Annotated in this window: 23 protein-coding genes; 6 read left to right on the forward strand and 17 right to left on the reverse strand. The window is 58.6% G+C overall.

Annotated elements, in window-relative coordinates; genetic code table 11:
* Window positions 1-101 precede the first annotated feature (101 nt).
* The 4 genes from ACGJAX_RS28225 to ACGJAX_RS28240 form a co-directional block, all read right to left on the reverse strand.
* Entirely contained in the window at window positions 102-743 is a 642-nt protein-coding gene (locus ACGJAX_RS28225; protein WP_090324152.1) for a C40 family peptidase, read from the reverse strand.
* A 227-nt stretch (window positions 744-970) separates the two neighbouring features.
* The gene (gene hda, locus ACGJAX_RS28230) at window positions 971-1,675 is read right to left on the reverse strand and encodes a DnaA regulatory inactivator Hda (protein ID WP_007898944.1); all 705 of its coding nucleotides are present in this window, start codon (window positions 1,673-1,675) and stop codon (window positions 971-973) included.
* 197 nt (window positions 1,676-1,872) lie between these two features.
* The gene (locus ACGJAX_RS28235; RefSeq protein ID WP_090324154.1) at window positions 1,873-2,946 is read right to left on the reverse strand and encodes an AI-2E family transporter; all 1,074 of its coding nucleotides are present in this window, start codon (window positions 2,944-2,946) and stop codon (window positions 1,873-1,875) included.
* Between the two features lie 36 nt (window positions 2,947-2,982).
* Window positions 2,983-4,038, reverse strand: coding sequence for a DUF2066 domain-containing protein (locus ACGJAX_RS28240; RefSeq protein ID WP_390956913.1), 1,056 nt, complete (start codon window positions 4,036-4,038; stop codon window positions 2,983-2,985).
* A gap of 384 nt (window positions 4,039-4,422) precedes the next feature.
* On the opposite strand from ACGJAX_RS28240, the gene purM reads away from it, so the two are divergent.
* Genes purM through ACGJAX_RS28255 form a run of 3 tightly spaced genes read left to right on the forward strand, consistent with a single transcriptional unit; the run spans window position 4,423 to window position 6,853 of the window.
* Entirely contained in the window at window positions 4,423-5,481 is a 1,059-nt protein-coding gene (gene purM, locus ACGJAX_RS28245; protein WP_390956914.1) for a phosphoribosylformylglycinamidine cyclo-ligase, read from the forward strand.
* Window positions 5,481-6,131, forward strand: coding sequence for a phosphoribosylglycinamide formyltransferase (gene purN / locus ACGJAX_RS28250; protein WP_090324159.1), 651 nt, complete (start codon window positions 5,481-5,483; stop codon window positions 6,129-6,131). The genes purM and purN overlap by 1 nt, the downstream gene beginning before the upstream one ends.
* A gap of 8 nt (window positions 6,132-6,139) precedes the next feature.
* A complete protein-coding gene (locus ACGJAX_RS28255; protein WP_390956915.1) occupies window positions 6,140-6,853 on the forward strand; it encodes a DUF3108 domain-containing protein in 714 nt (237 codons plus the stop codon).
* Window positions 6,854-6,950: 97 nt separating this feature from the next.
* On the opposite strand, the gene ACGJAX_RS28260 is transcribed toward ACGJAX_RS28255, so the two are convergent.
* Complete coding sequence (locus ACGJAX_RS28260) at window positions 6,951-8,576, reverse strand: methyl-accepting chemotaxis protein (RefSeq protein ID WP_390956916.1); 1,626 nt, start codon at window positions 8,574-8,576, stop codon at window positions 6,951-6,953.
* A gap of 247 nt (window positions 8,577-8,823) precedes the next feature.
* Between ACGJAX_RS28260 and ACGJAX_RS28265 the strand changes: the two genes are divergently transcribed.
* Window positions 8,824-9,240 (forward strand): OsmC family protein, encoded by a 417-nt coding sequence (locus ACGJAX_RS28265; RefSeq protein WP_090324165.1) that lies wholly within the window; start codon window positions 8,824-8,826, stop codon window positions 9,238-9,240.
* Between the two features lie 63 nt (window positions 9,241-9,303).
* Window positions 9,304-10,164, forward strand: coding sequence for a pirin family protein (locus ACGJAX_RS28270; protein ID WP_390956917.1), 861 nt, complete (start codon window positions 9,304-9,306; stop codon window positions 10,162-10,164).
* A gap of 156 nt (window positions 10,165-10,320) precedes the next feature.
* On the opposite strand, the gene ACGJAX_RS28275 is transcribed toward ACGJAX_RS28270, so the two are convergent.
* The 4 genes from ACGJAX_RS28275 to ACGJAX_RS28290 all read right to left on the reverse strand — a co-directional run bounded on the left by ACGJAX_RS28275 (window position 10,321) and on the right by ACGJAX_RS28290 (window position 14,029).
* Window positions 10,321-11,049 carry a dienelactone hydrolase family protein gene (locus ACGJAX_RS28275; protein ID WP_247257558.1) on the reverse strand — a complete coding sequence of 243 codons (729 nt, stop codon included), beginning with the start codon at window positions 11,047-11,049 and terminating at the stop codon, window positions 10,321-10,323.
* A 67-nt stretch (window positions 11,050-11,116) separates the two neighbouring features.
* Window positions 11,117-13,021 carry a molecular chaperone HtpG gene (gene htpG / locus ACGJAX_RS28280; protein ID WP_390956918.1) on the reverse strand — a complete coding sequence of 635 codons (1,905 nt, stop codon included), beginning with the start codon at window positions 13,019-13,021 and terminating at the stop codon, window positions 11,117-11,119.
* A gap of 80 nt (window positions 13,022-13,101) precedes the next feature.
* Window positions 13,102-13,554, reverse strand: a complete 453-nt coding sequence (locus tag ACGJAX_RS28285; RefSeq protein ID WP_390956919.1) for a hotdog domain-containing protein — start codon at window positions 13,552-13,554, stop codon at window positions 13,102-13,104.
* Window positions 13,547-14,029: a PaaI family thioesterase gene (locus ACGJAX_RS28290; protein ID WP_247257585.1), complete on the reverse strand. Its 483-nt coding sequence runs from the start codon at window positions 14,027-14,029 to the stop codon at window positions 13,547-13,549. The genes ACGJAX_RS28285 and ACGJAX_RS28290 overlap by 8 nt, the downstream gene beginning before the upstream one ends.
* Window positions 14,030-14,189: 160 nt before the next feature.
* Here ACGJAX_RS28290 and ACGJAX_RS28295 point away from each other — a divergent pair, with 160 nt between their 5' ends.
* Complete coding sequence (locus tag ACGJAX_RS28295) at window positions 14,190-14,426, forward strand: hypothetical protein (RefSeq protein WP_053156833.1); 237 nt, start codon at window positions 14,190-14,192, stop codon at window positions 14,424-14,426.
* Between the two features lie 78 nt (window positions 14,427-14,504).
* Here ACGJAX_RS28295 and ACGJAX_RS28300 read toward each other — a convergent pair whose 3' ends face one another.
* From ACGJAX_RS28300 to ACGJAX_RS28335, 8 genes are all read right to left on the reverse strand, one after another.
* Window positions 14,505-14,906 (reverse strand): MAPEG family protein, encoded by a 402-nt coding sequence (locus ACGJAX_RS28300; protein WP_390956920.1) that lies wholly within the window; start codon window positions 14,904-14,906, stop codon window positions 14,505-14,507.
* Window positions 14,906-15,643: a DUF599 domain-containing protein gene (locus ACGJAX_RS28305; protein ID WP_090324172.1), complete on the reverse strand. Its 738-nt coding sequence runs from the start codon at window positions 15,641-15,643 to the stop codon at window positions 14,906-14,908. The genes ACGJAX_RS28300 and ACGJAX_RS28305 overlap by 1 nt, the downstream gene beginning before the upstream one ends.
* A gap of 275 nt (window positions 15,644-15,918) precedes the next feature.
* Window positions 15,919-17,232, reverse strand: a complete 1,314-nt coding sequence (gene brnQ, locus ACGJAX_RS28310) for a branched-chain amino acid transport system II carrier protein (protein WP_390956921.1) — start codon at window positions 17,230-17,232, stop codon at window positions 15,919-15,921.
* Window positions 17,233-17,589: 357 nt separating this feature from the next.
* On the reverse strand, window positions 17,590-18,471 hold the full coding sequence (gene sucD / locus ACGJAX_RS28315) for a succinate--CoA ligase subunit alpha (RefSeq protein WP_017127973.1): 882 nt from the start codon (window positions 18,469-18,471) through the stop codon (window positions 17,590-17,592).
* Window positions 18,471-19,637 carry an ADP-forming succinate--CoA ligase subunit beta gene (gene sucC, locus ACGJAX_RS28320; RefSeq protein WP_003223015.1) on the reverse strand — a complete coding sequence of 389 codons (1,167 nt, stop codon included), beginning with the start codon at window positions 19,635-19,637 and terminating at the stop codon, window positions 18,471-18,473. The genes sucD and sucC overlap by 1 nt, the downstream gene beginning before the upstream one ends.
* 180 nt (window positions 19,638-19,817) lie before the next feature.
* On the reverse strand, window positions 19,818-21,254 hold the full coding sequence (lpdA, locus tag ACGJAX_RS28325) for a dihydrolipoyl dehydrogenase (RefSeq protein WP_247257563.1): 1,437 nt from the start codon (window positions 21,252-21,254) through the stop codon (window positions 19,818-19,820).
* A gap of 98 nt (window positions 21,255-21,352) precedes the next feature.
* Window positions 21,353-22,570, reverse strand: a complete 1,218-nt coding sequence (gene odhB, locus ACGJAX_RS28330) for a 2-oxoglutarate dehydrogenase complex dihydrolipoyllysine-residue succinyltransferase (protein WP_247257564.1) — start codon at window positions 22,568-22,570, stop codon at window positions 21,353-21,355.
* A gap of 42 nt (window positions 22,571-22,612) precedes the next feature.
* Complete coding sequence (locus tag ACGJAX_RS28335) at window positions 22,613-25,444, reverse strand: 2-oxoglutarate dehydrogenase E1 component (RefSeq protein ID WP_090324180.1); 2,832 nt, start codon at window positions 25,442-25,444, stop codon at window positions 22,613-22,615.
* Window positions 25,445-25,507 lie beyond the last annotated feature (63 nt).

Raw genomic sequence — 25,507 nt, forward strand, 5'->3', positions numbered from 1 at the left:
CGCGTCACGCAGGCGGTTTGCCATCATTCATGGATCATGATTCTAGCGCTTATGTAGCAAACTTCAAGTAAGACTTTAAGTTCGCCTTACAAAATGTCCGCTTACTTGCGTGCGGTGACGATCGGTTCAGCATTCGGTGCCATGGCGAGTGCACGCTTGGCTTCGATGAAGGTCTTGCTCCAGTAGCTGTCGCCCAGGCTATCAATCCGCACGCCACCGCTTTTGCGGCTGCTGGAGTGGATGAACTGGTTGTCACCCAGGTAGATCCCTGCGTGACTGACACGACCGCGACGACCGTTGGTCGCGAAGAACAGCAGGTCACCAGGCTCAAGCTTGCTGCGAGCCACCAGTGGCGCGTCCACGTTGATCATTTCGCGAGTGGAACGTGGCAGGTTCATCCCCGCTTCTTCGCGGAACAGATAGCCGATGAAACCACTGCAATCGAAACCGGCTTCAGAGGTACCGCCGAAACGGTAACGGGTACCGATCAGGGACATGCCACGTTCGAGGATACTGTCGGCCAGAACCGGCAGCTTGTAGGACTTGCCATCAGCGAAGGCAGCCAGTTCTTTTTCGGTGGCCGTCTCTTCCTGGAAAAGAGCTTCCTGATAACGAGCGGAAGATTGGGCGGTAACACTATTTTTAACCTGTTGGTCCTGCTGGGACACCGGAGTGTGAGCAGCGCAACCGAACAACAGGGTGACGAGTGCGAGAGGCACGAGGGGTGCGAAGCGCTTTAGCATGGGCACGACCGTGGCTGATAGTTGTAAAGAAGTCGAGACTATGCCCGCTATCAACCTCATTTGCAAATTCAATCTAACTTTTTGTGACTTTTCAGTTTCTCGCCAACATCTAAGCGTTTAAGCCCCATTTAGACACCTGCGCAGCCTACAACCCTGTAGGAAGGCGGATTTTCTGGCGCCTGAAATATGCCGAAAGCCCCGCCAGCATTGGCATTCCCGGCTTTTTTCTACCAGCCAAGCGTCTCTTTCAAGAAGGGAATTGTCAGCTTGCGCTGCGCCTGGAGGGAGGCCTGATCGAGTCGCTCGAGCAACTCGAATAGCGCGCTCATGCTGCGAGTGCCGCGGGTCAGGATAAAATGTCCGACTTCGTCGGTCAGGTGCAGCCCCCGACGCGACGCGCGCAGTTGCAGGGCACGCAACTTGTCTTCGTCGGACAGCGGACGCATCTGGAAGATCAACGCCAGGGTCAGGCGGGACTTGAGGTCCGCCAGCTTCACCGGCAGTTCACGTGGGGATGTCGATGCGGCAATCAGCAGGCGCCGGCCACTGTCGCGCAGGCGATTGAACAGATGGAACAGCGCTTCTTCCCAGTCGGCCTTCCCGGCCACTGCCTGCAGATCATCCAGGCAGACCAGTTCGTACTGTTCAAGGTTGTCGAGGATTTCTATGCCGCGATCCAGCAACTCGGCCAATGGCAGGTAGACCGCCGGTTCGCCCAACTGCTCGAAGCGCAGGCAGGCCGCCTGCAAAAGATGCGTACGCCCTACCCCGTCCTTGCCCCAGAGGTAAATCAGGCTTTCGGTCCAGCCGGCGTCGGCTTCGCATAGCCGCTCGACATAGCCGAGTGCAGCGGCATTGGCGCCTGGGTAGTAGTTGATAAAGGTGGCGTCGTCACGCAGACGCACACCTAGGGGCAGCTGAATCGGTTTCATGCTGACTGAACAGTTCCAAAGGAACCGTTAGTGGCCTCTGTGTAAAGTTTGCGAAGTTTATACCCGTGAAGCCGACCGCACAATGCGACAGACCACATGCAAAATCAAAGGTTTGCGTTGATGCCCCGGTTTTATGACAGTTTCTTTGGCGGTGCAGACGGCAGCCCGGCATCGAACCGGGCTACCTGCGACCAGACCTAGAGCTCTGGCTCGTCGACGCCGCTGTACATATCAGAATCCTTATATAAATCATGCACATGGCGCACCAGCACCATGATCACTGCGGCAACCGGCAGCGCCAGCAACACGCCGGTAAAACCGAACAGCTCGCCACCGGCCAGAATCGCGAAAATCACCGCCACCGGATGCAGGCCAATCCGGTCTCCCACCAGCAATGGCGTCAGCACCATTCCCTCCAGCGCCTGCCCCACCATGAACACCGCGACGATCCCGACCATGGGGTAGAGATCGCCACCAAACTGAAACAGGCCCGCGATCAGCGCCGCGCCGATCCCGATGACAAAACCCATGTACGGCACAATGGCCGCCAGACCGGCAATCAGGCCGATCAACAGCCCCAACTCCAGCCCCACCAGCATCAGGCCGGCGGCGTAGATCACACCCAGCGCCACCATCACCAGCAACTGGCCACGGACAAACGCTCCGAGCACTTCATGGCATTCACCGGCCAGCAACACCACGCGCTCTTCACGATCACGCGGCAGCAGGCTGCGAATCTTGGCCATCATCAGGTCCCAGTCCCGCAGCAGGTAGAAACTGACGACCGGAATCAAAACCAGATTCGCCAGCCAGCCAATCAATGCCAGGCCGGATGCCGTGGCCTGGCTCAGCACCACGCCGACGATGTCGGTGGTCTGGCCCATGTGCTCGCTGATCGCGGCCTTGAGCTTGTCGAATTTCCAGAAGCCTTCCGACAAACCGAACTTCGATTGCGCCCATGGCAGCGCGGTGTGCTGCAGCCAGTCGAGCATCTGCGGTGCCAACTCATACAAACGGAACAGCTGCTTGGCTAGCAACGGCACCAGGACCAGCAGCAACGTGGTGAAGATCAAGGTAAACAGCGCAAACACCGCGACCACGCCCAGGGTCCGGGACAAACCGGCCTTTTCCAGACGATCGACCAGCGGATCGAACAGGTAGGCCAACAGTAACGCCACCAGGAACGGCGTGAGGATCGGATGCAACAACCAGACAAACGCGCAGATAAAAACAACGCCACCCAACCAGAACCAACGCCGCGTATCGGCCATGAACCACTCCATTGCTTCTATATAAAGAAAGAAAATCTACCAGCGAAAACGCAACTGCGGCGTCACCACCGGAGCGGGCGCCGCGGCCGGGGCCGAACCGGTCGAAGGTTGGGCCGGAGCGACCGGGACCGGGGTCGGCGCTGCGGCCACCTCCTGCAATTTGGCGAGCGACAATTGCGCCCGCAATTGATCGACACTGCCATTGACCCGATACAGAATCCGGTCGCCGTCGACACTCTGTGGCCGCCCGCCAAAAGGTTCCAGCAAACGTCCGAGCGTCGCATAGCGCTCAAGATTCATGCCCTGCACTTCCAGCAACTGCTGCGTCGAAGCCCCGGCCCTGGCGACGAATCGAGGCGCCAGACGTTCATTGACCGCCAGCATCACCGCATCCGCCACGGCGGCCTGATCGGCACCCTGTACGCTGCCGGCTTCTTTCTGGTCGCCCAGCCACAAATGCCATTTGGCCTGCCATTGGCCGCCCTCTTCACGGGCATGCACCGCCAGCACAGCGTCGGCGCTATAACGCTCCGAGGCGGCACGCAACGCTGCCGGATCGGAGCTTTCCAGATTCGGTGCGGTGGCGACCACCTGCTCGTTCAGATCCGCCAGCGGCAGACGCAACGGCAGGCCACGGTGTTGCGCGGCTCGACGCAAGGGCGCCGCACTGGCCTGGCCATCGCCCACCAGGCTTGAACCCTCCGCGGAGTCGTTCAACCACCAGCCGAGGATCGATGGCCGGTTTGCGCCCCACAAGGCCAGCCCGGCGCGGCGCAACGCCTGTTCGGTGGTTGTCGGGTCGAAATCGACTTTCAGCACTTGCGGCGGGCCGGCATCGAATCCGTACTGACTGATGATTTGCTGCGGGTCTTTGCGAATCGCTGCCAGCCCCGGATTTTGCGCCGCCTTGGGGTCGCCGGTCAGGCGCAACACCAGCGTATCCAGCGCGCGCTGAGTCGCTTGATCACGCTCCTCCTGCGTCTGACTGCTGACGGGCTCGCGCACCTGATAGAGGCCTTTGACGGTTTCGGCATGGCTGGCCAGACTGACCAGCGCCAAACAGCCCACAAACAAGAATTTACAAAAACGCATGGAAGATTCCTGACGACAAGAGCGGCTGGAACAGACCGCATGAAGACGATCGAGCAAGGCTGTGACCATCGCCCGGCGCAAAACATTCACACGTCCTGAGTAAGTTTTCGCACTGTCATAACGATAGACGCTTAATGGCGATAGCTTGTGCAGGCGTAAAGGATGCCAGTAACACGGGGCAAATGCGGTTTTTTTAGGCGGATATGCCCCTGCCGTCGGCCTGAGGATGGCCGCTGCCCTTCAAGCCTGATAAAATCGCGCGCCTTCGCAGACCGGCAACAGCCGGGCACTTTCGAAATTCGCGTGAGGCAATCGCCCTCGTCGGTTTCGGCGGCCCCGCTGAACTCGGTCGTTACCCCTGAATCCCCCCTAAAGGCCTGGATCATGAGCAAGCAACCCTCCCTGAGCTACAAGGACGCCGGTGTAGACATCGACGCCGGTGAAGCATTGGTCGAACGCATCAAGAGCGTCGCCAAGCGCACTGCGCGCCCGGAAGTCATGGGCGGCCTGGGCGGTTTTGGCGCCCTCTGCGAAATCCCGGCTGGCTACAAGCAGCCCGTGCTGGTTTCCGGTACTGACGGCGTCGGCACCAAACTGCGCCTGGCATTGAACCTGAACAAGCACGACAGCATCGGCATCGACCTGGTTGCCATGTGCGTCAACGACCTGGTGGTGTGCGGCGCCGAGCCGCTGTTCTTCCTCGACTACTACGCCACCGGCAAACTGAATGTCGACACCGCGGCCCAGGTCGTGACCGGCATCGGTGCAGGCTGCGAAGTGTCCGGCTGCTCCCTGGTTGGCGGCGAAACCGCTGAAATGCCTGGCATGTACGAAGGCGAAGACTATGACCTCGCCGGCTTCTGCGTCGGCGTCGTGGAAAAATCCGAAATCATCGACGGCTCCAAAGTCGCGGCGGGCGATGCCCTGCTCGCCCTGCCGTCGTCCGGCCCGCACTCCAACGGTTACTCGCTGATCCGCAAGATCATCGAAGTCTCCGGTGCCGACATCGAAAACACCCAGCTCGACGGCAAGCCGCTGACCGACCTGCTGATGGCCCCTACCCGCATCTACGTCAAGCCGTTGCTCAAGCTGATCAAGGAAACCGGCGCCGTCAAAGCCATGGCCCACATCACCGGTGGCGGCCTGCTGGACAACATCCCGCGTGTCCTGCCAAAAGGCGCTCAGGCAGTGGTTGACGTGGCAAGCTGGACCCGTCCGGCGGTGTTCGACTGGCTGCAAGAGAAAGGCAACGTCGACGAGAACGAAATGCACCGCGTACTGAACTGCGGCGTGGGCATGGTCATCTGCGTGGCGCAAGAGCACGTGGAAGCTGCCCTGAAGGTTCTGCGTGAAGCCGGCGAGCAGCCATGGGTCATCGGTCAGATCTCCACTGCTGCCGAAGGCGCAGCCCAGGTTGAACTGAAGAACCTCAAGGCTCACTGATGCCCAAGACCTGTGATGTTGTGGTGCTGTTGTCCGGCACCGGCAGTAACTTGCAGGCCTTGATCGACAGCACGCGGACCGGCGACAGCCCGGTCCGCATCGCTGCGGTGATCTCCAACCGCGCCGACGCCTACGGCCTGCAACGCGCCAGGGACGCGGGCATCGACACCCGCACCCTGGATCACAAGGCTTTCGAAGGCCGCGAGGCCTTCGATGCCGCGCTGATCGAACTGATCGACGCCTACAATCCCCAACTCGTGGTTCTGGCCGGTTTCATGCGCATCCTCAGTGCCGGCTTCGTGCGCCACTATCAAGGACGCCTGCTCAATATCCATCCCTCGCTGCTGCCCAAATACAAAGGGTTACACACTCATCAGCGAGCGCTGGAAGCCGGTGATACCGAACACGGCTGCTCCGTACACTTTGTCACCGAGGAACTCGATGGCGGACCACTGGTCGTACAGGCAGTAATACCGGTAGAGTTACACGACTCGCCGCAGAGCCTCGCTCAGCGGGTCCATGTTCAGGAACACCTGATTTACCCGTTGGCCGTCCGCTGGTTCGCCGAAGGCCGGTTATCGCTCGGCGAGCAAGGTGCTTTACTGGATGGACAGTTACTCGCGGCCAGCGGCCACTTGATTCGAACCTAGGAGATTTTATGCGTCGTGCCCTGCTCTTCGCTTGTGCTCTGCTCGCCTTGCCATTCGCGCAGGCTGCGGACCTTCAACCTTTCTCCGCCAGCTACACCGCAGACTGGAAGCAGTTACCCATGAGCGGCACCGCCGAACGCAGCCTGACCCAGGAAGCGAATGGTGTCTGGAAGCTCAGCTTCAAGGCTTCGATGATGATCGCCAGCCTCACCGAAGAAAGTACGCTGACCCTGGACAAAGACACCTTGCTGCCACAGTCCTACCACTTTGAACGAGGCGGCCTGGGCAAGGCCAAGAAGTCGGACCTGGATTTCGACTGGAACGCCAAAATGATCACCGGCACCGATCGCGGTGATGCAGTCAAGGTTCCGCTGAACCGTGGCATGCTCGACAAATCCAGCTATCAGCTGGCCTTGCAGGAAGATGTCGCCGCCGGCAAGAAAAGCATGAACTATCAGGTGGTCGACGGCAGTGATGTCGATACCTATGACTTCCGCGTATTGGGCACTGAAAAAGTCGACACCAAGGCCGGCATGATCGATGCGATCAAGGTCGAACGTGTGCGCGACCCGACACAGAACAAACGCATCACCGTGATGTGGTTCGCCAAGGATTGGGACTACCTGCTGGTTCGTCTGCAACAGGTCGAAACCGACGGCAAGGAGTACAACATCATGCTCCTGGACGGCAAGGTCAACGGCAAGACCGTCAAAGGCAGCTGATCCCTGTGGCGAGGGGGGGGCAAGCCCCCTCAACACATTTGATCTCCGCCAGCCGACAAACACGCCCCGCCATCGCGGGGCTTTTTTCATCTGGCACCTAGACCGAAAACCGCGCCACCATCGTATTCAGATCCACCGCCAGGCGTGACAACTCCTGACTCGCGGCACTGGTCTGATTTGCCCCCGCCGAGCTTTGCAGCGCCAGATCGCGGATGTTCGTCAGGTTTCGATCCACTTCCCGTGCCACGGCCGCCTGCTCCTCGGAAGCGCTGGCAATCACGATATTGCGCTCGTTGATCAGGGTGAATGCCGAAGCGATGTCCTCCAGTGCTTCGCCCGCCGCTTTCGCCGCCTCCAGTGTCGAGCGCGCACGGGTATTGCTGTGCTGCATCGAGCTGACAGCCAGATCGGTGCCTTGCTGGATGCCCGCGATCATCTGCTCGATCTCCCGGGTCGACTGCTGGGTGCGATGCGCCAGCGCCCGTACTTCATCGGCGACCACTGCAAACCCGCGCCCCGCTTCCCCCGCCCGCGCGGCTTCAATCGCGGCATTCAACGCCAGCAGATTGGTCTGCTCGGCAATCGCGCGAATCACGTCCAGCACTTTGGTGATGCCATGTACCTTCTGTGCCAGATCCTCGACCTGAGTGACATTGGTGGTGACGCCCTCGGCCAATGACTGGATCGACAACACGGTCTGATGCACCTGCTCACGACCATGCTGGGCAATGCGATCGGACTCGCGAGAAGCCTGCGACGTAGCCGCCGCATTGCTTGCCACTTCCTCCACGGCGGCGGTCATCTGATTGACCGCCGTGGCCGCCTGCTCGATTTCCAGGCTCTGCTGATGCAGGCCACGAGTGGCGTCTTCCGTGACGCAACTGAGCTCCTCCGAGGCCGAGGCCAATTGGCTGGATGAATCGGAGATGCGTTGAATGGTTTCACGCAGGCTCTGTTGCATGCTCTTGAGCGCATGCAGCAACCGTGCGGGTTCGTCCTTGCCGGTGATGTTGATGACACCGGTCAGATCGCCGCCAGCAACCACCTCGGCCACTTTCAGCGATTGCGACAGCGGCAACACGATACTGCGAGTCAACAGGAGCGCCAGGCCAATGGTGATCAGCGCGCTCACACCGATCATCACCCCCACCCAGACCCGCGACTGGTTGAACACCTGACGCCCGGCCTCTGTCGCCAGATTGGCGTTGTTCTGATTGAGTGCAACCAGCTCCTTGAGGGCTACGGTGATCTCATCGGCCAACGGATTCATCTCGCCGTTGAGAATGGCCGCCGCCTCTTCCACCCGTCCCTGGGTAGCTTCGACCATTACCTGACTCTGAAACTGCAGATACTTGCGCTCAGCAGTCTTGAAGCGATCGAACAACGCACGCTCCTCAGGCAGCACGATCAACTTGTCGTAGCGTTGCTGGGCTTGGTCGAGAACACTTTTAAGTTCGTTGATTTTGCTGACATTCTGCGCCTGCGCCTGCGGATCGCGATTGATCAGCAAGCGCATGGTCAGCGCTCGCAGTCGCAACATGTCCTGACTCATGTCTCCGACTGCCATCACGCTGGGCAGCCAGTTGTCATCGACTTGATCGGACTGCGCCCGCATGTTCGACATTTGCAGCAGCGCAAATACCCCCAAGCCAAAAACCATCAACGCCAACAGGCCAAAACCCAGACTCGCGCGCGGCGCAATATTGAGACTTCTGATACTCATTCCCCTGGTTCCTTCCAAAAGCGCTGCGTCAGGCAGCTGGTCTCTTAGACGGTATCGGACTGTTGAAAATTTGCGTAAGACGAAAAAGTGATATCAAAAAGCCTTACTACTACGATCAACAGGCAGTAACGATTCAGCGTCAAATCCACGATTGGCAAATCAACCTGAACACGCATCGGCGAGAATGCTCTATACCTTCGAGGTCTTTTTTGATCGAATAAATTTCCAGTTGCCTGCGAGGTTTCCCATGACAGTTACCGTGAACACCGTCTCCAGCGAAGGCTTTCGTCACAGCGTCCAGATTGATGACCACGAGCTCTTTGCCGATGTACCACCTTCGGCAGGCGGCGAAGGCTCGGCCCCTGAACCCCATGATTATTTCGACGCCGCCCTCGGTGCCTGCAAGGCCCTGACCCTGAAGCTTTACGCGAAGAAAAAAGACATTCCGCTGACCGGAGTCGGGGTCGAGGTCAAGCGCGACAACAGCCAGGAGCAGAAAGGCCAATACGCACTGCACGTCAAACTGACCCTCAAGGGCGTACTCACTGACGCCCAGCGCGAAGAACTGCACCGCGTGGCCGACCGCTGCCCAATTCACAAGTTGATGACCACCAGCGACGTCAGCATCGAAACCCATTTGTCCGAGGGTGCGTTCAGCCAATAGCGGCAAGGGCTGCACAAGCGGGTTATGCTCGAACGCATCACCCGCCCCAGCCTGGAATGCACCATGAACACTCCGCTCGTGATCCGCCCCCGCGCCGAAGATGTCGAGGGCCAGCCGATTCTTCGTCCACTGCCGTCCGCCAAATGCCGCAGCGTCGGACCCTTTGTGTTTTTCGACCATATGCTGGAAACTCGCTACCCGCCGGGCAAAGGCATGAACATCCGCCAACATCCGCACATCGGCCTCTCCACCCTCACCTACCTGTTCCAGGGGCAGATCCAGCACAAGGACAGCCTCGGCTCCGATCAGGTGGTGGATACCGGCGATGTCAGCTGGATGACCGCCGGCAGCGCGATTGCCCATGTCGAGCGCACGCCAGAGGCGCTCAAGGAAAACGGCTTTACGATGCACGGCCTGCAGATCTGGCTGGCCTCGCCCAAGGATCATGAACAAGGTCCTGGGCATTACAGCCATCACCCCGCCGCCACACTGCCGGTCAGCGAGAACCTGGGGGTGAAAATCCGCATGATTGCCGGGACAGGCTTCTGCCTGGAATCGCCGGTACCCGTACTGTCTCCGACGCTCTATGCGGAGTTGAACCTGCAATCGGCGACGACGCTGCTGATCCCCACCGAACATGAAGAACGTGCGCTGTATGTCTTGAGCGGCGAGGTGCAACTGGACGGTGAGCCTGTAGAACCCCATGCACTGGTGGTATTGCCTGAAGGGGAGGAAATGACATTGTTCGCCGAAAGCGACTGTCATGCCGTGTTGTTTGGCGGTGCCCCGCTGGATGGTCCGCGACGGATCAACTGGAATTTTGTGGCGAGCGATCCGGCGGCTATCGATGAAGCGCGCCGACGCTGGGCGGCCGGGGATTGGCCTACGGTGCCGGGGGAAGTCGAGCGGATCGAATTGCCGTAGTTTTGTATCGCATGGCAGGTCGCCTTCGCTGGCAAGCCAGCTCCCACAGGGTTCGAGGTGATTCACAAATTATGCGAACGCCATCAGTTCCTGTGGGAGCGGGCTTGCCCGCGAAGAGGCCAGCCCGGGCACTGCATTAGCCAGTGCCGGACAACATCAGCCCTTGAACACTTCATCCAGCAAGTTGTGCATCGAGGTAAACGCCCGAGCAGCAACCTTGGCGTTATACATCATCATGCCCGGCACATTCGCATGCGGATCGGTAAACGAATGGAACGCGCCGCCGTAGCTGAGCAGTTGCCAATCCACGCCTGCAGCATTCATTTCCTCTTCAAACGCCGGCAGCTGTTCTTTCGGCACCAACGGATCGGAAGCACCATGCAGGACCAACACCTTGCCCTTGATGTTTTTCGCATCATTGACGTCCGGGGTGTCGAGGGTGCCATGGAAGGAGACTGCCGCTTTCACCGGCGCACCCGTACGGGCCAACTCCAGCGCGCAGCATCCACCAAAGCAGAAACCGAACGTGGCCAGCTTCGAGGTATCAACGGCCACTTCGCCCTGGCTTTGCAGCTGTTCGAACGCTGCTTGCATACGCTTGCGCAACAATGGACGGTCGTTCTTCAACGGCATCATCGCCGCGCCCGCTTCATCGTTGTTCTGTGGACGAACCGATTGACCGTAAAGATCAGCGATCAGTACCACGTAACCCTTGGCCGCCACCGACCTGGCGATTTCCTCGGCGCCAGCGCTGACGCCCATCCAGTTCGGCGCCATCAACAGGCCCGGACGCGGACCCTTAAGGTCGGCGTCAAAAGCCAGACGGCTTTCGTAGGGCTGGCCGTCAATTTGATAGGCAACGGAACGTACAGTGATTTGGCTCATTTCTGACTCCTGATTGTTAAACACCAGAATGAAAAAACCCGCCGAAGCGGGTTTTTCTACAACGCAGTTAAGCCGACAGCTCAACCAATAGCTTGTTCAGACGACGCACGTACGCCGCCGGATCCTTCAAGCTGTCGCCGGCCGCCAGGGCCGCCTGATCGAAGAGGATGTGCGACAGGTCGCCGAAGCGTTCGTCGCTCTGCTCGTTGTCGAGCTTCTCGATCAGCGGGTGAGCCGGGTTGAATTCGAAGATCGGTTTCGAATCCGGAACCTTCTGCCCGCTGGCTTCCAGGATCTGACGCATTTGCAGGCCCAGGTCCTGCTCGCCGATGGCCAGAATCGCAGGGGAATCGGTCAGGCGATGGGAAACCCGAACTTCGGCAACGGATTCGCCCAGCGCAGTTTTCAGACGCTCAACCAGACCTTCCTTGGACTTGGCGACTTCTTCCGCGGCCTTTTTGTCCTCTTCCGAATCAAGGTTGCCCAGGTCCAGATCACCGCGTGCCACGTCAACAAAGCTCTTGCCGTCGAAGTCGTTGAGGTAGCTCATCAGCCACTCGTCGATACGGTCGGTCAGCAGCAGCACTTCGATGCCTTTCTTGCGGAAGACTTCCAGATGCGGGCTGTTTTTGACCTGCGCGTAGGTTTCGCCGGTCAGGTAGTAGATCTTGTCCTGACCTTCCTTGGCGCGAGCCAGGTAATCGGCCAGACCCACCACTTGCTCGCCGTCGTCACCGTTGGTCGATGCGAACCGCAGCAGGCCAGCGATTTTCTCTTTGTTGGCGAAGTCTTCTGCCGGACCTTCTTTCATGACCTGGCCGAAGTTTTTCCAGAAGCCTTTGTATTGCTCAGGCTCGTTCTTCGCCAGTTTTTCCAGCATGTCCAGAACGCGCTTGGTCAGCGCCGACTTCATGGAGTCAATGATCGGGTCTTTCTGCAGGATTTCCCGCGACACGTTCAGCGACAGGTCATTGGAGTCGACCACACCCTTGATGAAGCGCAGGTACAGCGGCAGGAACGACTCAGCCTGGTCCATGACGAACACACGCTGCACGTATAGCTTCAGGCCTTTCGGCGCTTCACGCTGGTACAGGTCGAACGGAGCACGGGCCGGCACGTACAACAGCGAGCTGTACTCCAGCTTGCCTTCGACCTTGTTGTGGCTCCAGCTCAGTGGGTTTTCGAAGTCGTGAGCGATGTGCTTGTAGAACTCCTGGTATTCCTCGTCCTTGATCTCGGTACGCGGACGGGTCCACAGGGCGCTGGCGCGGTTGACGGTTTCCCATTCGGCGGCCGGCTTCTCTTCGCCTTCGACGGCGGCCACTTCTTTTGGCAGCTCGATCGGCAAGGCGATGTGGTCGGAATACTTCTTGATGATGTTGCGCAGGCGCCAGCCATCGGCGAACTCGTCTTCACCGGATTTCAGGTGCAGGACGATACGGGTGCCGCGCTCGGCTTTATCGATGGTTGCAACTTCGAAGTCGCCTTCACCCTTGGAAGACCAGTGCACGCCTTCGCTGGCGGCGCTGCCGGCACGACGGCTGTAGACGTCGACTTTGTCAGCGACGATGAAAGCAGAGTAGAAACCGACACCGAACTGACCGATCAGGTGCGAGTCTTTCTTCTGGTCACCGGTCAGGTGTTTCATGAAGTCGGCGGTGCCGGATTTGGCGATGGTGCCCAGATGCGTGATCGCATCCTCACGGCTCATGCCGATGCCGTTGTCTTCGAGGGTGACGGTCTTGGCGTCCTTGTCGAAGCTCACACGGATTTTCAGTTCGGCGCCGCCTTCCAGCAGTTCGGGCTTGGACAGCGCTTCGAAACGTAATTTGTCTACAGCGTCAGAGGCGTTCGAGATCAGTTCGCGAAGGAAAATTTCCTTGTTGGAATACAGCGAATGGATCATGAGGTGCAGCAGTTGCTTCACCTCGGTCTGGAAGCCCAGGGTTTCCTTTTGAGTTTCCACACTCATGGTCATCAAACTCCAATCAGATGGCTAAGCCGCGACCCTGAGGGCCAGCAGCGGGATGTGATCAGAGTTGGGGGCGGTGTTCAGGATTTCAAGGGCTCCTCAAGTTTGAAATGTGCCCGGGCCGTGGCGATGGGTTCGGTTTCGGTACTTTGCCAGGCGGTGATTGCGACGTTGGCGACCCGGCGTCCCTGGCGACATACCTGGCATCGGGCCCAGGTATCGCGAAACTGCCCGGCACGCAGATAGTCGAGGGAGAAGTCGATAATCTTCGGTACGCCTGGCGAACCGGTGAACACCAGCAGGTGCAGCGCAGCAGCAAGCTCCATGAAGCCGGCAATCACTCCGCCGTGGATGGCCGGCAATAAGGGATTGCCGATGTTGTCCTTGTTGGCCGGTAGACGAAACAGCAGTTCGTCCCCCACCCGCGAGCATTCGACGCCGATCAGCGTGGCATAGGGAATGCGCTGCGACAGCACGGCATAGTCGCCCCGCTCATGAGCCAGCCGCAGTTGCTCCTTGAAGGAATCAGTCATTTTTTGCGCCTCCTGTGATCGCACCACCAAAGCCTTTGGCGCCCTTGATGCCCTTGCCCATCCGCATGAAGGTGCCCACCACGTGGGCAATGGGCTGCTCCGGATCGTCCTGATAGGCGAAGCCGCGGGCAAAGATCACATCGGTGGTCACGCGGTAGCACTGGGCGAAACCGAAGACATCTTTATTCGGCTCGGCGGCGTGCATGTAGTCGATGCGCAGGTCGAGGGTCGGGCAGACCTCGAACTCCGGCAGTACACAGAGGGTGGACATGCCGCAGGCGGTGTCCATCAGTGTGGTCAGCGCACCGCCATGGATGACTCCGGTTTGCGGATTTCCGACGATTTGCGGGCTATAGGGCAGCACCACCGTCAGCCCTTCGCTGCTGGCACTGTGAACGCGAAGCCCAAGGACCTGGCAATGGCGCAGTGCCGACAAGAATCGTGTGGCGCGCTCAAAAACGGGGTTTTCGGCCATTTGATAGAAACTCACATTTAAAAATTCGTGCAATGAAGTAACGGTCCCGGCAAAAGTTCCGCATTAGAACAAACTTATATATCTGAACGTTTTGAGGAACTTAACCTTGATGGCTGCGCTCGAAAGGCCAGTAGATATTTTCCATAAGGAGAAACACCCCATGCGTAAGACTTTAGCTATTGCCTTGATGTTGACCGCTTCCCTCGGTCTCGCTGCCTGCGATAAAAAATCCGAGGACAAAGCTCAAGATGCTGCCAAACATGCTGAGCAAGCTCAGCAAGACATGAACAAAGCTCAGGATAAAGTGAACGACGCTGCGAAAGAAAACGCTGAAGCTGCCAAAGCTCAGGCTGAATCGAACGAAGCAGCGGCAAAAGAAGCCGCGCCTAAAAACTGAAACGGTTTTTAGCGTGATAAAGAAAACCCGCCAAGTGCGGGTTTTCTTTTGCCTGCAATAGGATTAGCCATAACCTCGTTAGAGCAAAATCGTACGAAAAGTCGGACTAATCATCAGCAATAGCGAACAGACGAGTCCCACCAGCCAAACCAGGCTGCGCTGCCATGGCAGATCTTTCCAGTAACACAGTAAATAGATCACTCGCGAGATGACAAAGATGATCGCCAGCCAATCAATGAGCCATCCCGCCGTTTGCGTGGTATGCGCCATCAGCACACCAACTGCAAACAATATGAAGGCTTCAAAACTATTCTGGTGAGCCGCCAACGCACGAGCCCCCAAGCCGATCAGTTGCCCCTGCTGCTGGCGCGGCAGGTGATTGTTGTAACCGCCCTGCTCCTTCATGGCCTTGGTCACGGGTATTCGCGCGATATAAATCAGCAAGGCACTGATAAACACGCACCAGAATGGAATACTCATCAAGCAGCCTCTTTATTCACCTCGGGCAACGGTGCCTCTGTAGGGGTATAGACCATCACGTCGAGAACGTCGGAGTGAAACTCCCGGCGATACAGCACAAACACGACACCGGCACTCATCAACATGAACAACCAGGGGCTGACGAACCAGGCCAACATGGTCATCCCGAAATAATAAGAACGCAGGCCAAAGTTGAACTGGTTGGCCGCCATGGAAATAACCCGGGCAGCCCGGGCCGCAAAAGCCTTGCGCTCCTGTTCGGACACCTGGCGCTCACCGACCATGGGGGCCGACCCCACCAGAACGGCCGCAAAGTTGTATTGGCGCATGCACCAGCTGAACGTGAAGAACGCGTAGACGAACACCAGCGCCAGGCAAAGCAACTTGATTTCCGACATCCCCTGGGAAGCCTGCTGCACCATCGGGATATCCGCCAGCAGTGACAGCGCCCTTTCCGAAGCGCCGAGTACCGTGAGAATACCGGCCAGGATAATCAGCGTACTCGAAGCGAAAAACGATGCATTGCGCTCCAGGTTACCAATCACGCTGGCATCGGCAATGCGGTTATCGCGCAGCAACATGCGGCGCATCCAGTCTTCACGATACAGGTGCAGCACGCTGGCCAGGCACGCGGTATCGCGGCCCTTCCATGTCGCGTACCGGGTGTAGCCACCCCAACAGATAACAAACCAGAGGGCGGCGAGGATGTGGATCAGGTTGGCTTGGATGAACGACATGCAGGTCCTTGTGATGTAGTGGCAGGGACACGTTTCCTTGCAGGAGCGAGCTTGCGCGCGAAGGACGCGAATAATGGCGCGTGTTTTCTGGATAAACGCGTTGCTCTCAGGTTCTTCGCGAGCAAGCTCGCTCCTGCAAGTGGATTGCGCAACCCTTCGACGTTAGCGCAGAAGAAAAGGCACCGCATCCCACCATAAAAAATGCCCCGTATCGATTGATACGGGGCATTTCGGTTTGCTGCTTGATCGGCCCGCTCGTGACGGGCCGGATAAGCTTAGGCCAGGACTTCCTGGCGCTTGCCCAACATACGGTCACAGACTACGGCGACCACCAAAGTCATCACCGAAGGCACCAGCCAGGCCAGCCCTTGCTCACTCAGGGGCAAATGGGACAGTTGGGACGGCATCCAGTCCGCAAGACCCGCGCCCTTGAGGGCGTCGATCAGGCCAAAGAGGAACGACACCAGCATCACCGGGCCGACAATGCGGCCTTGCTCGTGCCAGAAGTCCTTGCAGAAGCTCAGCGCCACCAGGGCGATGCACGGCGGGTAGATCGCCGTGAGCACCGGAATCGAGAATGCGATCAACTTGGTGAGGCCCAGGTTGGACACCAACAGGGAAAACGCAGCCAGGATGATGACCAGCGCCTTATAGGACAGTGGCAGTACACGACTGAAGTACTCGGCGCAGGCGCAGGTCAGGCCCACCGCCGTCACCAGGCACGCCAGAGAAATCAGTACCGCAAGGAAACCGCTGCCGAGGGAGCCAAAGGTGTGTTGCACGTAGGCATGCAGCACCGCCGCACCGTTGGTAGCACCAGCCGCCACTTCATGGCTGCCCGATCCCAGACGGAACAGGCTGACATAAACCAGCGCCAGCCCCACACCGGCAATCAAGCCGGCGATGATCGCGTAGCGGGTGATCAGGGCCGGCGATTCGACGCCACGGGAGCGGATGGCATTGACGATGACGATGCCGAATACCAATGCGCCCAGGGTATCCATGGTCAGGTAACCATTGATGAAGCCTTGGGAGAATGGCGCCGCAACGTATTCGGGCGTTGCGTGCCCGATGTCACCGGCCGGCAGGGCGAATGCCGCGATGCCCAGCACCGCCAGGGCAATGATCTTCAAGGGCGCGAGGAAGCGCCCGACCGTGTCCAGCAAGCGGCCCGGGTACAGGGAGATGAAGAACACCAGCAGGAAGTAGACCGAGCTGTACAGGAACAGCGCCAGCGGGCTTTCGCCGGTCAACGGCGCCAGGCCCACTTCGAAGGATACGGTCGCGGTACGTGGTGTCGCGAACAGCGGACCAACAGCCAGATAGCACGCCGCCGCCAGCAGTCCACCAGCGACTTTACCGATCGGACTGCTCAAGGCATCCATCGCACCACCGACCTTGGCCAGTGCGACAACGGTGATCACCGGCAGACCGACGGCGGTGACCAGGAAACCCAGCGCCGCCATCCAGACATTAGGCCCGGACTGCAAACCGACGATAGGTGGGAAGATGATGTTGCCGGCCCCGACAAACAGGGCAAACGTCATAAAACCAAGTGCCAGGATGTCCTGGCCTTTCAACACTTTCATTAAGGAAATACCACACTACTGAATCGGAATTTAGAGAGGGATTTCCCTATGGGTGAGGGAAATGCTGTCGGTCCGTATGAGACTGACCCGTTTAGCGCGTCGCTGCCTTGTGGGCCGCGGACGCAAAAATGGCGCGTATCCTAACGAATTTGAGCGTCAAGCGCACTGTTAAGGGGCGAACTATCCGATACACGACATTTCCGTGTCGTGTTTACGCCTATATTTTTCCACTAACCCCCTGTGGCGAGGGAGCTTGCTCCCCCGCCACGGAAGCCTCGGGCATTTCCAAGAACCAGAAACGACAAAGGCCACCCGAAGGTGGCCTTTGCCTGGTGAAGCGTCAGCTAAGCGCGAAGCTTACTTGACAGCCCAGCCAGTCAGCTCGGCCAGGGCCTTGCCGATGTCTGCCAGCGAACGCACGGTTTTAACACCTGCGTCTTGCAGAGCAGCGAATTTCTCGTCTGCAGTGCCTTTGCCGCCAGAGATGATTGCGCCAGCATGGCCCATGCGCTTGCCCGGAGGAGCAGTCACACCAGCGATGTAGGAAACAACCGGCTTGGTCACGTGTGCCTTGATGTAGGCAGCCGCTTCTTCTTCAGCCGAACCGCCGATCTCGCCGATCATCACGATCGCTTCGGTCTTCGGGTCTTCCTGGAACAGCTTCAGGATGTCGATGAAGTTCGAACCCGGGATCGGGTCACCACCGATGCCGACGCAAGTCGACTGACCGAAACCGGCGTCAGTCGTTTGCTTCACAGCTTCGTAGGTCAGGGTGCCGGAACGGGAAACGATACCGACCTTGCCTGGCAAGTGAATGTGACCTGGCATGATGCCGATCTTGCATTCGCCTGGAGTGATCACGCCTGGGCAGTTAGGGCCGATCAGGATTACACCCAGCTCGTCGCACTTAACTTTAGCGTCCAGCATGTCCAGGGTAGGAATGCCTTCGGTGATGCAAACGATCAGCTTGATGCCGCCGAAAGCAGCTTCCAGGATCGAGTCCTTGCAGAAAGGAGCCGGAACGTAGATCACGCTGGCGGTAGCGCCAGTGGCAGCTACAGCGTCTTTCACAGTGTTGAACACTGGCAGACCCAGGTGCTCGGTACCGCCTTTGCCTGGAGTTACACCACCAACCATCTTGGTGCCGTACTCGATGGCTTGCTGGGTGTGGAAACTACCTTGCGAACCGGTAATACCCTGGCAGATAACTTTGGTGTCTTTATTGATCAGGACGCTCATTATTTGCCCTCCGCAGCTTTGACAACTTGTTGAGCAGCGTCGGTCAGGCTGGTAGCAGCGATGATGTTCAAACCGCTTTCTGCCAGTACTTTAGCGCCCAGCTCAGCGTTGTTGCCTTCAAGGCGAACAACAACCGGGATTTTCACGCCGACTTCTTTCACGGCGCCGATGATGCCTTCGGCAATCATGTCGCAACGAACGATGCCGCCGAAGATGTTGACCAGTACTGCAGCGACGTTGGTGTCGGACAGGATGATCTTGAAGGCTTCGGTCACGCGCTCTTTGGTAGCACCACCACCTACGTCGAGGAAGTTGGCTGGCTTGCCGCCGTGCAGGTTGACGATGTCCATGGTACCCATGGCCAGGCCGGCACCGTTGACCATGCAGCCGATGTTGCCTTCCAGTGCCACGTAGTTCAGTTCGAACTTGGCAGCGTGCGCTTCGCGCGGATCGTCTTGCGACGGATCGTGGAAAGTCTTCAGCTTAGGCTGACGGTACATGGCGTTGGCGTCGATGTTGATCTTGGCGTCCAGGCAGTGCAGATCGCCGTCAGCCTTGATCACCAGCGGGTTCACTTCCAGCAGGGCCAGATCGTGATCCTGGAACAGTTTGGCCAGACCTACGAAGATCTTGGCGAACTGGGCAACTTGCTTGCCTTCCAGACCCAACTGGAATGCCAGCTCGCGACCCTGGAACGGCTGAGCGCCAACCAGTGGATCGATAGTGGCTTTCAGAATTTTTTCTGGAGTGTCGTGAGCGATTTTCTCGATGTCCACGCCACCTTCGGTGGAAGCCATGAACACGATGCGGCGGCTCGAACGGTCAACGACAGCGCCCAGGTACAGCTCTTTAGCGATATCAGTGCACGATTCAACCAGGATCTTGGTGACTGGCTGACCATTGGCGTCAGTCTGGTAAGTCACCAGACGCTTGCCCAGCCACTGCTGTGCGAAGGCTTTGGCGTCTTCTTTGTTGCGAACCAGCTTGACGCCGCCCGCTTTACCGCGACCACCGGCGTGAACCTGGGCTTTGACAACCCACTCGCTGCCGCCGATTTTGTCGCAAGCTTCTGCTGCTGCTTCCGGGGTGTCTACCGCGTAACCGGTGGATACTGGCAGGCCGTACTCAGCGAACAGCTGCTTACCCTGATACTCGTGAAGATTCATGCTTATTACCGTCTTCGTTAGGTACTGCGCATTCGGTGCTGCACTTATTGAAGTGCCGCACCACCTGTGACTGCTGCTTGCGTAGCTGAGCTACGCAAGACTGCGTCCAGCGGACATTCCGCGGTGAGTCTTGCACGCAAGGCTCACGACGGGCCGCAACCGCCGTGGTTTCTTATTGTCTTAACGCTTCTTGCGGTTGGCGATGTGGATGGCGCCGCCATTCACAGCCAGGGCTGCTTCGTGCAGGGCTTCGGACAGGGTCGGATGGGAGAAGACCATCATGCCCAGGTCTTCAGCGCTGGTGCCGAACTCCATACCGATTGCGCCCTGCTGAACCAGTTCTGCAGCGCTTGGGCCAATCACGTGGACGCCCAATACGCGGTCTGTCTTGGCATCTGCGATAACCTTGACGAAACCACCGGTATCGTTGGCAGCCATGGCACGGCCAGAAGCTGCGAACGGGAAGGTGCCGACGTTAACTTCAACGCCTTCAGCTTTCAAGGCCTGCTCGGTTTTACCCACCCACGCAATTTCCGGGTGAGTATAAATAACCGAAGGGATCAGGTCATAGTTCATTTGAGCCTTGTGGCCCTTGATGCGCTCGACAACCATGATGCCCTCTTCCGAGGCCTTGTGCGCCAGCATCATGCCGCGAACCACGTCACCGATGGCGTAGACGCCCGGTACGGTGGTGGCGCAATGATCATCAACGTGCACGAAACCGCGCTCGTCCAGGGTCACGCCGCTGTCGGCAGCCAGCAGATCGGTGGTCACCGGACGGCGACCAACGGCTACGATCAGCTTATCGAAAGTGATGGTCTGTTCGCCGTTGGCATCGGTGTAGTTCACAACGACTTCGTCGCCGTTCACCTTGGAACCGGTCACGCGAGCGCCCAGCTTGATGTCCAGGCCCTGTTTGGTCAGGGTTTTCAGCGCTTCCTTGGAAACAGCGGTGTCGGCTGCCATCAGGAAGGTGTCCAGGGCTTCCAGGACAGTCACTTCTGCACCCAGACGCGACCAGACCGAACCCAGTTCCAGACCGATCACGCCAGCGCCGATTACGCCCAGACGCTTAGGTACGGATTGGAATTCCAGAGCGCCAGTCGAATCGACGATGACTTTCTGATCAACCGGAGCCGGCGGAATGTCGATCGGGCGAGAACCTGGAGCCAGGATGACGTTTTCAGCTTCGATGATTTCAACCGAACCGTCTGGCTTGGTGACTTCGACTTTTTTGCCGGCCAGCAGTTTGCCGTGGCCCTGGATCGAAGTAACGCCGTTGGCCTTGAACAGGGTGGCAACGCCGCCGGTCAGGTTCTTGACGATGCCAGCCTTGCGGCCAACCATCGCAGCGACGTCCATTTTGACTTCGCCGGTCGAGATACCGTGAACGTTGAAGCTCTCTTTGGCTTCCTTGTACTTCCAGGAGCTGTCCAGCAGCGCCTTGGACGGAATGCAGCCGACGTTCAGGCAAGTACCGCCGAGGGCTTGCTTGCCTTCAGCGTCGGTGTACTTCTCGATGCAGGCAGTGGTGAGACCCAGCTGCGCGGCCTTGATGGCAGCCACATAGCCGCCAGGGCCGGCACCGATCACTACTACGTCAAATTTCTGCGACATTCAAAAAATCCTCTTTAGCGAAAAGCTTGAAGCCGCGAGCTGCAAGCCGCGCTGCGGGTTTTCCGACAGCTCGAGCCTGCAGCTCATGGCTGCTTCTATCAGATATCCAGCAACAGACGAGCCGGATCTTCCAGCAGGTTCTTGATGGTCACCAGGAAGGTTACAGCTTCTTTGCCATCGATCAGACGGTGATCGTAGGACAGTGCCAGGTACATCATCGGACGGATCACGACTTGGCCGTTGATCGCCATAGGACGCTGGATGATGTTGTGCATACCCAGAATCGCTGCTTGCGGCGGGTTGACGATCGGAGTCGACATCATCGAACCGAAGGTACCACCGTTGGTGATGGTGAACGTGCCACCGGTCATCTCTTCCATCGACAGTTTGCCGTCACGGGCTTTCTTGCCGAAAGTGGCGATGCCGCCTTCGATTTCAGCCAGGCTCATCAGTTCGGCGTTACGCAGAACCGGTACAACCAGGCCGCGGTCGCTGGAAACAGCCACACCGACGTCAGCATAGCCGTGGTAAACGATGTCGGAGCCGTCGATCGACGCGTTGACTGCCGGGAAGCGTTTCAGCGCTTCGGTGGCCGCTTTCACGAAGAACGACATGAAGCCCAGGCGCACGCCGTTGTGGGACTTCTCGAACAGGTCCTTGTACTTCGAACGCAGCGCCATGACTTCGGTCATGTCGACTTCGTTGAACGTGGTCAGCATCGCCATGTTCGATTGAGCTTCAACCAGACGCTCGGCAACCTTGGCACGCAGGCGGGTCATCGGAACGCGTTTTTCAACGCGGTCACCGGCAGAGAAAACCGGAGCAGCGGCAGCCGGAGCAGCAGCCTTGGCAGGTGCGGCAGCCGGAGCGGCCTTCTTGGCAGCAACGGCTGCAACCACGTCTTCCTTGGTCACACGACCGCCTTTGCCAGTACCGGCAACGGAAGCGATGTTGATGCCATTCTCTTCAGCCAGCTTGCGAGCAGCCGGTGCAGCAACAGGATCGTCTTCGCCTTCGGCAGCCGGAGCAGCAGCCTGGGCAGCAGGAGCGGCAGCGGCTGGAGCAGCGGCAGCAGCGCCGCCTTCAACGATGGAGCCCAGGACTTCGTCGGACAGAACGGTGTCGCCTTCGTTCTTGACGATAGCGCCCAGCACGCCGTCAGCAGTGGCCAGAACTTCCAGTACGACTTTGTCGGTTTCGATGTCGACGATCAGTTCGTCACGTTTGACGGCGTCGCCCGGTTTTTTGTGCCAGGTGGCAACGGTGCCATCGGCAACCGATTCCGGGAAAGTGGGGGCTTTGATCTCGATAGCCATTATCTGTGGTTCCTTAAATTCGGTTTCAGGTGCGCGAAGGCGTTAAACAGTAAAGGCGTCTTTCAGCAGTTGTTCCTGCTGTTCGGCGTGCATCGATGCGTAACCACAAGCAGGTGCAGCAGAAGCCTCACGGCCCGCGTACTCGAGTACGAGAGACTTGTTGAGGTTGCTGATGCTGCGACGCAGGTGGTGTTGGCTGCAGTACCAGGCACCCTGGTTCATCGGCTCTTCCTGGCACCAGACGGCATACTTGGCGTTGGTGTAAGGAGCCAGGACTTCTTTCAAGTCGTCCTCAGGGAATGGGTACAGCTGCTCGATACGCACGATGGCAATGTCGTCACGGCCTTCGGCACGGCGTTTTTCCAGCAGGTCGTAGTAGACCTTGCCGCTACACAGAACAACGCGCTCGACCTTTTTCGGGTCCAGGGCATCGATTTCCGGAATAACGGTCTGGAACGAACCTTCGGCCAGATCTTCCAGGGTCGAGATGGCCAGCTTGTGACGCAGCAGCGACTTCGGAGTCAGGACTACCAGAGGTTTGCGCAGCGGGCGAATCACCTGACGGCGCAGCAAGTGGTAGATCTGAGCCGGCGTCGTCGGCATGCACACCTGAATGTTGTGCTCGGCGCACAGCTGCAGGTAACGCTCAAGACGAGCCGAGGAGTGCTCTGGACCCTGACCTTCATAACCGTGCGGCAGCAGCATGGTCAGACCGCACAGACGGCCCCACTTGTGCTCGCCACTGGTGATGAACTGGTCAATCACTACCTGGGCGCCGTTGGCGAAGTCGCCGAACTGGGCTTCCCAGATAACCAGGGCATTCGGCGTGGTGGTCGAGTAACCGTACTCGAACGCCAGCACCGCTTCTTCAGACAGGAACGAGTCGTACAGATCGAAACGCGGCTGACCGTCGTACAGGTTCTGCAGCGGGATGTAGGTGCCCGCGTCTTTCTGGTTGTGCAGCACGGCGTGACGGTGCGAGAACGTACCGCGGCCGATGTCCTGACCGGTCATGCGAATCGGGTGACCTTCGAACGCCAGGGTCGCGTACGCCATGGTTTCGGCGTAACCCCAGTTGATCGGCAGGCCGCCGGCTTGCATTTTCTGACGGTCTTCGTAGATCTTGGCAACCTGGCGCTGCACCACGAAGCCTTCCGGAATTTCCAGCAGCTTGGCGGACAGTTCCTGCAGGGTTTTCAGGTCGAAACGAGTGTCGTGACGCGCAGTCCAGGCGTGGCCCAGGTACGGACGCCAGTCCACGAACAACTCTTTGTTCGGCTCTTTGACCAGGCTTTTCACTACGTGCAGACCATTGTCCAGCGCATTGCGGTATTCATCGACTTTCGCCTGAACACGCTCTGCGTCCAGCACACCGCTCTGGGTCAGACGATCGGCATACAGCTCACGGGTGGTGCGCTGCTTGGTGATCTGCTGATACATCAGAGGCTGGGTGCCGCTTGGTTCGTCGGCCTCGTTGTGGCCGCGACGACGGTAGCAGACCAGATCGATCACCACGTCACGCTTGAACTGCATGCGGTAGTCGATGGCCAGCTGGGTCACGAACAATACGGCTTCCGGATCATCACCATTCACATGGAGGATCGGCGCCTGGATCATCTTCGCAACGTCGGTGGCGTACTCGGTGGAACGCGAGTCCAGCGGGTTGCTGATGGTGAAACCGACCTGGTTGTTGATCACGATGTGCACGGTACCGCCGGTCTTGAAACCGCGGGTCTGCGACATCTGGAAGGTTTCCATGACCACGCCTTGACCGGCAAATGCCGCGTCGCCGTGGATGGAGATCGGCAAAACCTTCTCGCCGGTAGGGTCGTTGCGACGATCCTGACGGGCACGGACCGAACCCTCGACCACTGGAGAAACGATTTCCAGGTGGGACGGGTTGAAAGCCATGGCCAGGTGAACTTCACCACCGGTGGTCATCACGTTGGACGAGAAGCCCTGGTGGTATTTAACGTCACCGGAGCCCAGCTCGACCTTCTTCTTGCCTTCGAACTCATCGAACAGTTCGCGCGGGTTCTTGCCGAAGGTGTTGACCAGCACGTTCAGACGGCCACGGTGGGCCATGCCGATGACGATTTCCTTGGTGCCGTAGGAACCGGAACGCTGGATCAACTCGTCGAGCATCGGAATCAGGCTCTCGCCGCCTTCCAGACCGAAACGCTTCGTGCCCGGGTATTTGGTACCCAGGTATTTTTCCAGGCCTTCACCGGCAGTGACGCGCTCGAGCAGGTGGCTCTTGATGTCAGCGGAGTACGTCGGACGACCACGCACGCTTTCCAGACGCTGCTGGAACCACTGGCGCTGCTCGGAATCGGTGATGTGCGTAAATTCAGCGCCGATGGTGCGGCAATATGTCTGCTGCAACGCTTCGTGAATTTCGCGTAGGCTCGCTTCCTCTTTGCCGATGAACAGGTCGCCGGCACGGAAGGTCGTATCAAGATCGGCATTGGTCAAGCCGTAATGATTGATCGACAGGTCTGCAGGTGCAGGACGCTGCCACAGCCCCAGCGGGTCAAGCTGGGCTGCCTGGTGGCCACGCATACGGTAGGCCTGGATCAATCGCAGCACTTCAACTTGCTTCTTCTCGTGCTCACTGCTCACGCTGCCGGCGGAAACCGGTTGAGCGCGGCGCTGGTTCTTTGCCAGCAAGACGAAATGATCGCGAATTGTGGAGTGCGAAACATCGGTGGCAGGGTTGCCGTCAGCAGGCAACTTCTGGAAGTAGGTGCGCCACTCTTCTGGCACAGCGTTAGGGTCGTGCAGGTAGAGCTCGTAGAGCTCTTCCACATAGGCAGCGTTACTACCGGATAGGTAGGCGCTGTTCCACATGCGCTGCATCACGCTTTCTTGCATGCTTGGTCACCCTCGGTTAGGGGAACACCATCGGTGTCGACACCGAGCAAACTTGCAGAAGTC

This window comes from Pseudomonas moorei (assembly GCF_042846945.1).
In the GTDB taxonomy this organism is placed as follows: domain Bacteria; phylum Pseudomonadota; class Gammaproteobacteria; order Pseudomonadales; family Pseudomonadaceae; genus Aquipseudomonas; species Aquipseudomonas moorei.

Excerpts from the sequence above, each read along its gene's own strand:
- sucC (WP_003223015.1), bottom strand. The coding sequence starts at position 19,637 with ATGAATCTTCACGAGTATCAGGGTAAGCAGCTGTTCGCTGAGTACGGC.
- ACGJAX_RS28255 (WP_390956915.1), top strand. The coding sequence starts at position 6,140 with ATGCGTCGTGCCCTGCTCTTCGCTTGTGCTCTGCTCGCCTTGCCATTC.
- sucD (WP_017127973.1), bottom strand. The coding sequence starts at position 18,471 with ATGAGCGTCCTGATCAATAAAGACACCAAAGTTATCTGCCAGGGTATT.
- ACGJAX_RS28260 (WP_390956916.1), bottom strand. The coding sequence starts at position 8,576 with ATGAGTATCAGAAGTCTCAATATTGCGCCGCGCGCGAGTCTGGGTTTT.
- ACGJAX_RS28225 (WP_090324152.1), bottom strand. The coding sequence starts at position 743 with ATGCTAAAGCGCTTCGCACCCCTCGTGCCTCTCGCACTCGTCACCCTG.
- ACGJAX_RS28270 (WP_390956917.1), top strand. The coding sequence starts at position 9,304 with ATGAACACTCCGCTCGTGATCCGCCCCCGCGCCGAAGATGTCGAGGGC.
- ACGJAX_RS28275 (WP_247257558.1), bottom strand. The coding sequence starts at position 11,049 with ATGAGCCAAATCACTGTACGTTCCGTTGCCTATCAAATTGACGGCCAG.
- lpdA (WP_247257563.1), bottom strand. The coding sequence starts at position 21,254 with ATGTCGCAGAAATTTGACGTAGTAGTGATCGGTGCCGGCCCTGGCGGC.
- ACGJAX_RS28285 (WP_390956919.1), bottom strand. The coding sequence starts at position 13,554 with ATGACTGATTCCTTCAAGGAGCAACTGCGGCTGGCTCATGAGCGGGGC.
- ACGJAX_RS28240 (WP_390956913.1), bottom strand. The coding sequence starts at position 4,038 with ATGCGTTTTTGTAAATTCTTGTTTGTGGGCTGTTTGGCGCTGGTCAGT.
- odhB (WP_247257564.1), bottom strand. The coding sequence starts at position 22,570 with ATGGCTATCGAGATCAAAGCCCCCACTTTCCCGGAATCGGTTGCCGAT.
- ACGJAX_RS28265 (WP_090324165.1), top strand. The coding sequence starts at position 8,824 with ATGACAGTTACCGTGAACACCGTCTCCAGCGAAGGCTTTCGTCACAGC.
- purN (WP_090324159.1), top strand. The coding sequence starts at position 5,481 with ATGCCCAAGACCTGTGATGTTGTGGTGCTGTTGTCCGGCACCGGCAGT.
- ACGJAX_RS28335 (WP_090324180.1), bottom strand. The coding sequence starts at position 25,444 with ATGCAAGAAAGCGTGATGCAGCGCATGTGGAACAGCGCCTACCTATCC.
- ACGJAX_RS28300 (WP_390956920.1), bottom strand. The coding sequence starts at position 14,906 with ATGAGTATTCCATTCTGGTGCGTGTTTATCAGTGCCTTGCTGATTTAT.
- htpG (WP_390956918.1), bottom strand. The coding sequence starts at position 13,021 with ATGAGTGTGGAAACTCAAAAGGAAACCCTGGGCTTCCAGACCGAGGTG.
- brnQ (WP_390956921.1), bottom strand. The coding sequence starts at position 17,232 with ATGAAAGTGTTGAAAGGCCAGGACATCCTGGCACTTGGTTTTATGACG.
- ACGJAX_RS28295 (WP_053156833.1), top strand. The coding sequence starts at position 14,190 with ATGCGTAAGACTTTAGCTATTGCCTTGATGTTGACCGCTTCCCTCGGT.
- purM (WP_390956914.1), top strand. The coding sequence starts at position 4,423 with ATGAGCAAGCAACCCTCCCTGAGCTACAAGGACGCCGGTGTAGACATC.
- ACGJAX_RS28290 (WP_247257585.1), bottom strand. The coding sequence starts at position 14,029 with ATGGCCGAAAACCCCGTTTTTGAGCGCGCCACACGATTCTTGTCGGCA.
- ACGJAX_RS28235 (WP_090324154.1), bottom strand. The coding sequence starts at position 2,946 with ATGGCCGATACGCGGCGTTGGTTCTGGTTGGGTGGCGTTGTTTTTATC.
- hda (WP_007898944.1), bottom strand. The coding sequence starts at position 1,675 with ATGAAACCGATTCAGCTGCCCCTAGGTGTGCGTCTGCGTGACGACGCC.
- ACGJAX_RS28305 (WP_090324172.1), bottom strand. The coding sequence starts at position 15,643 with ATGTCGTTCATCCAAGCCAACCTGATCCACATCCTCGCCGCCCTCTGG.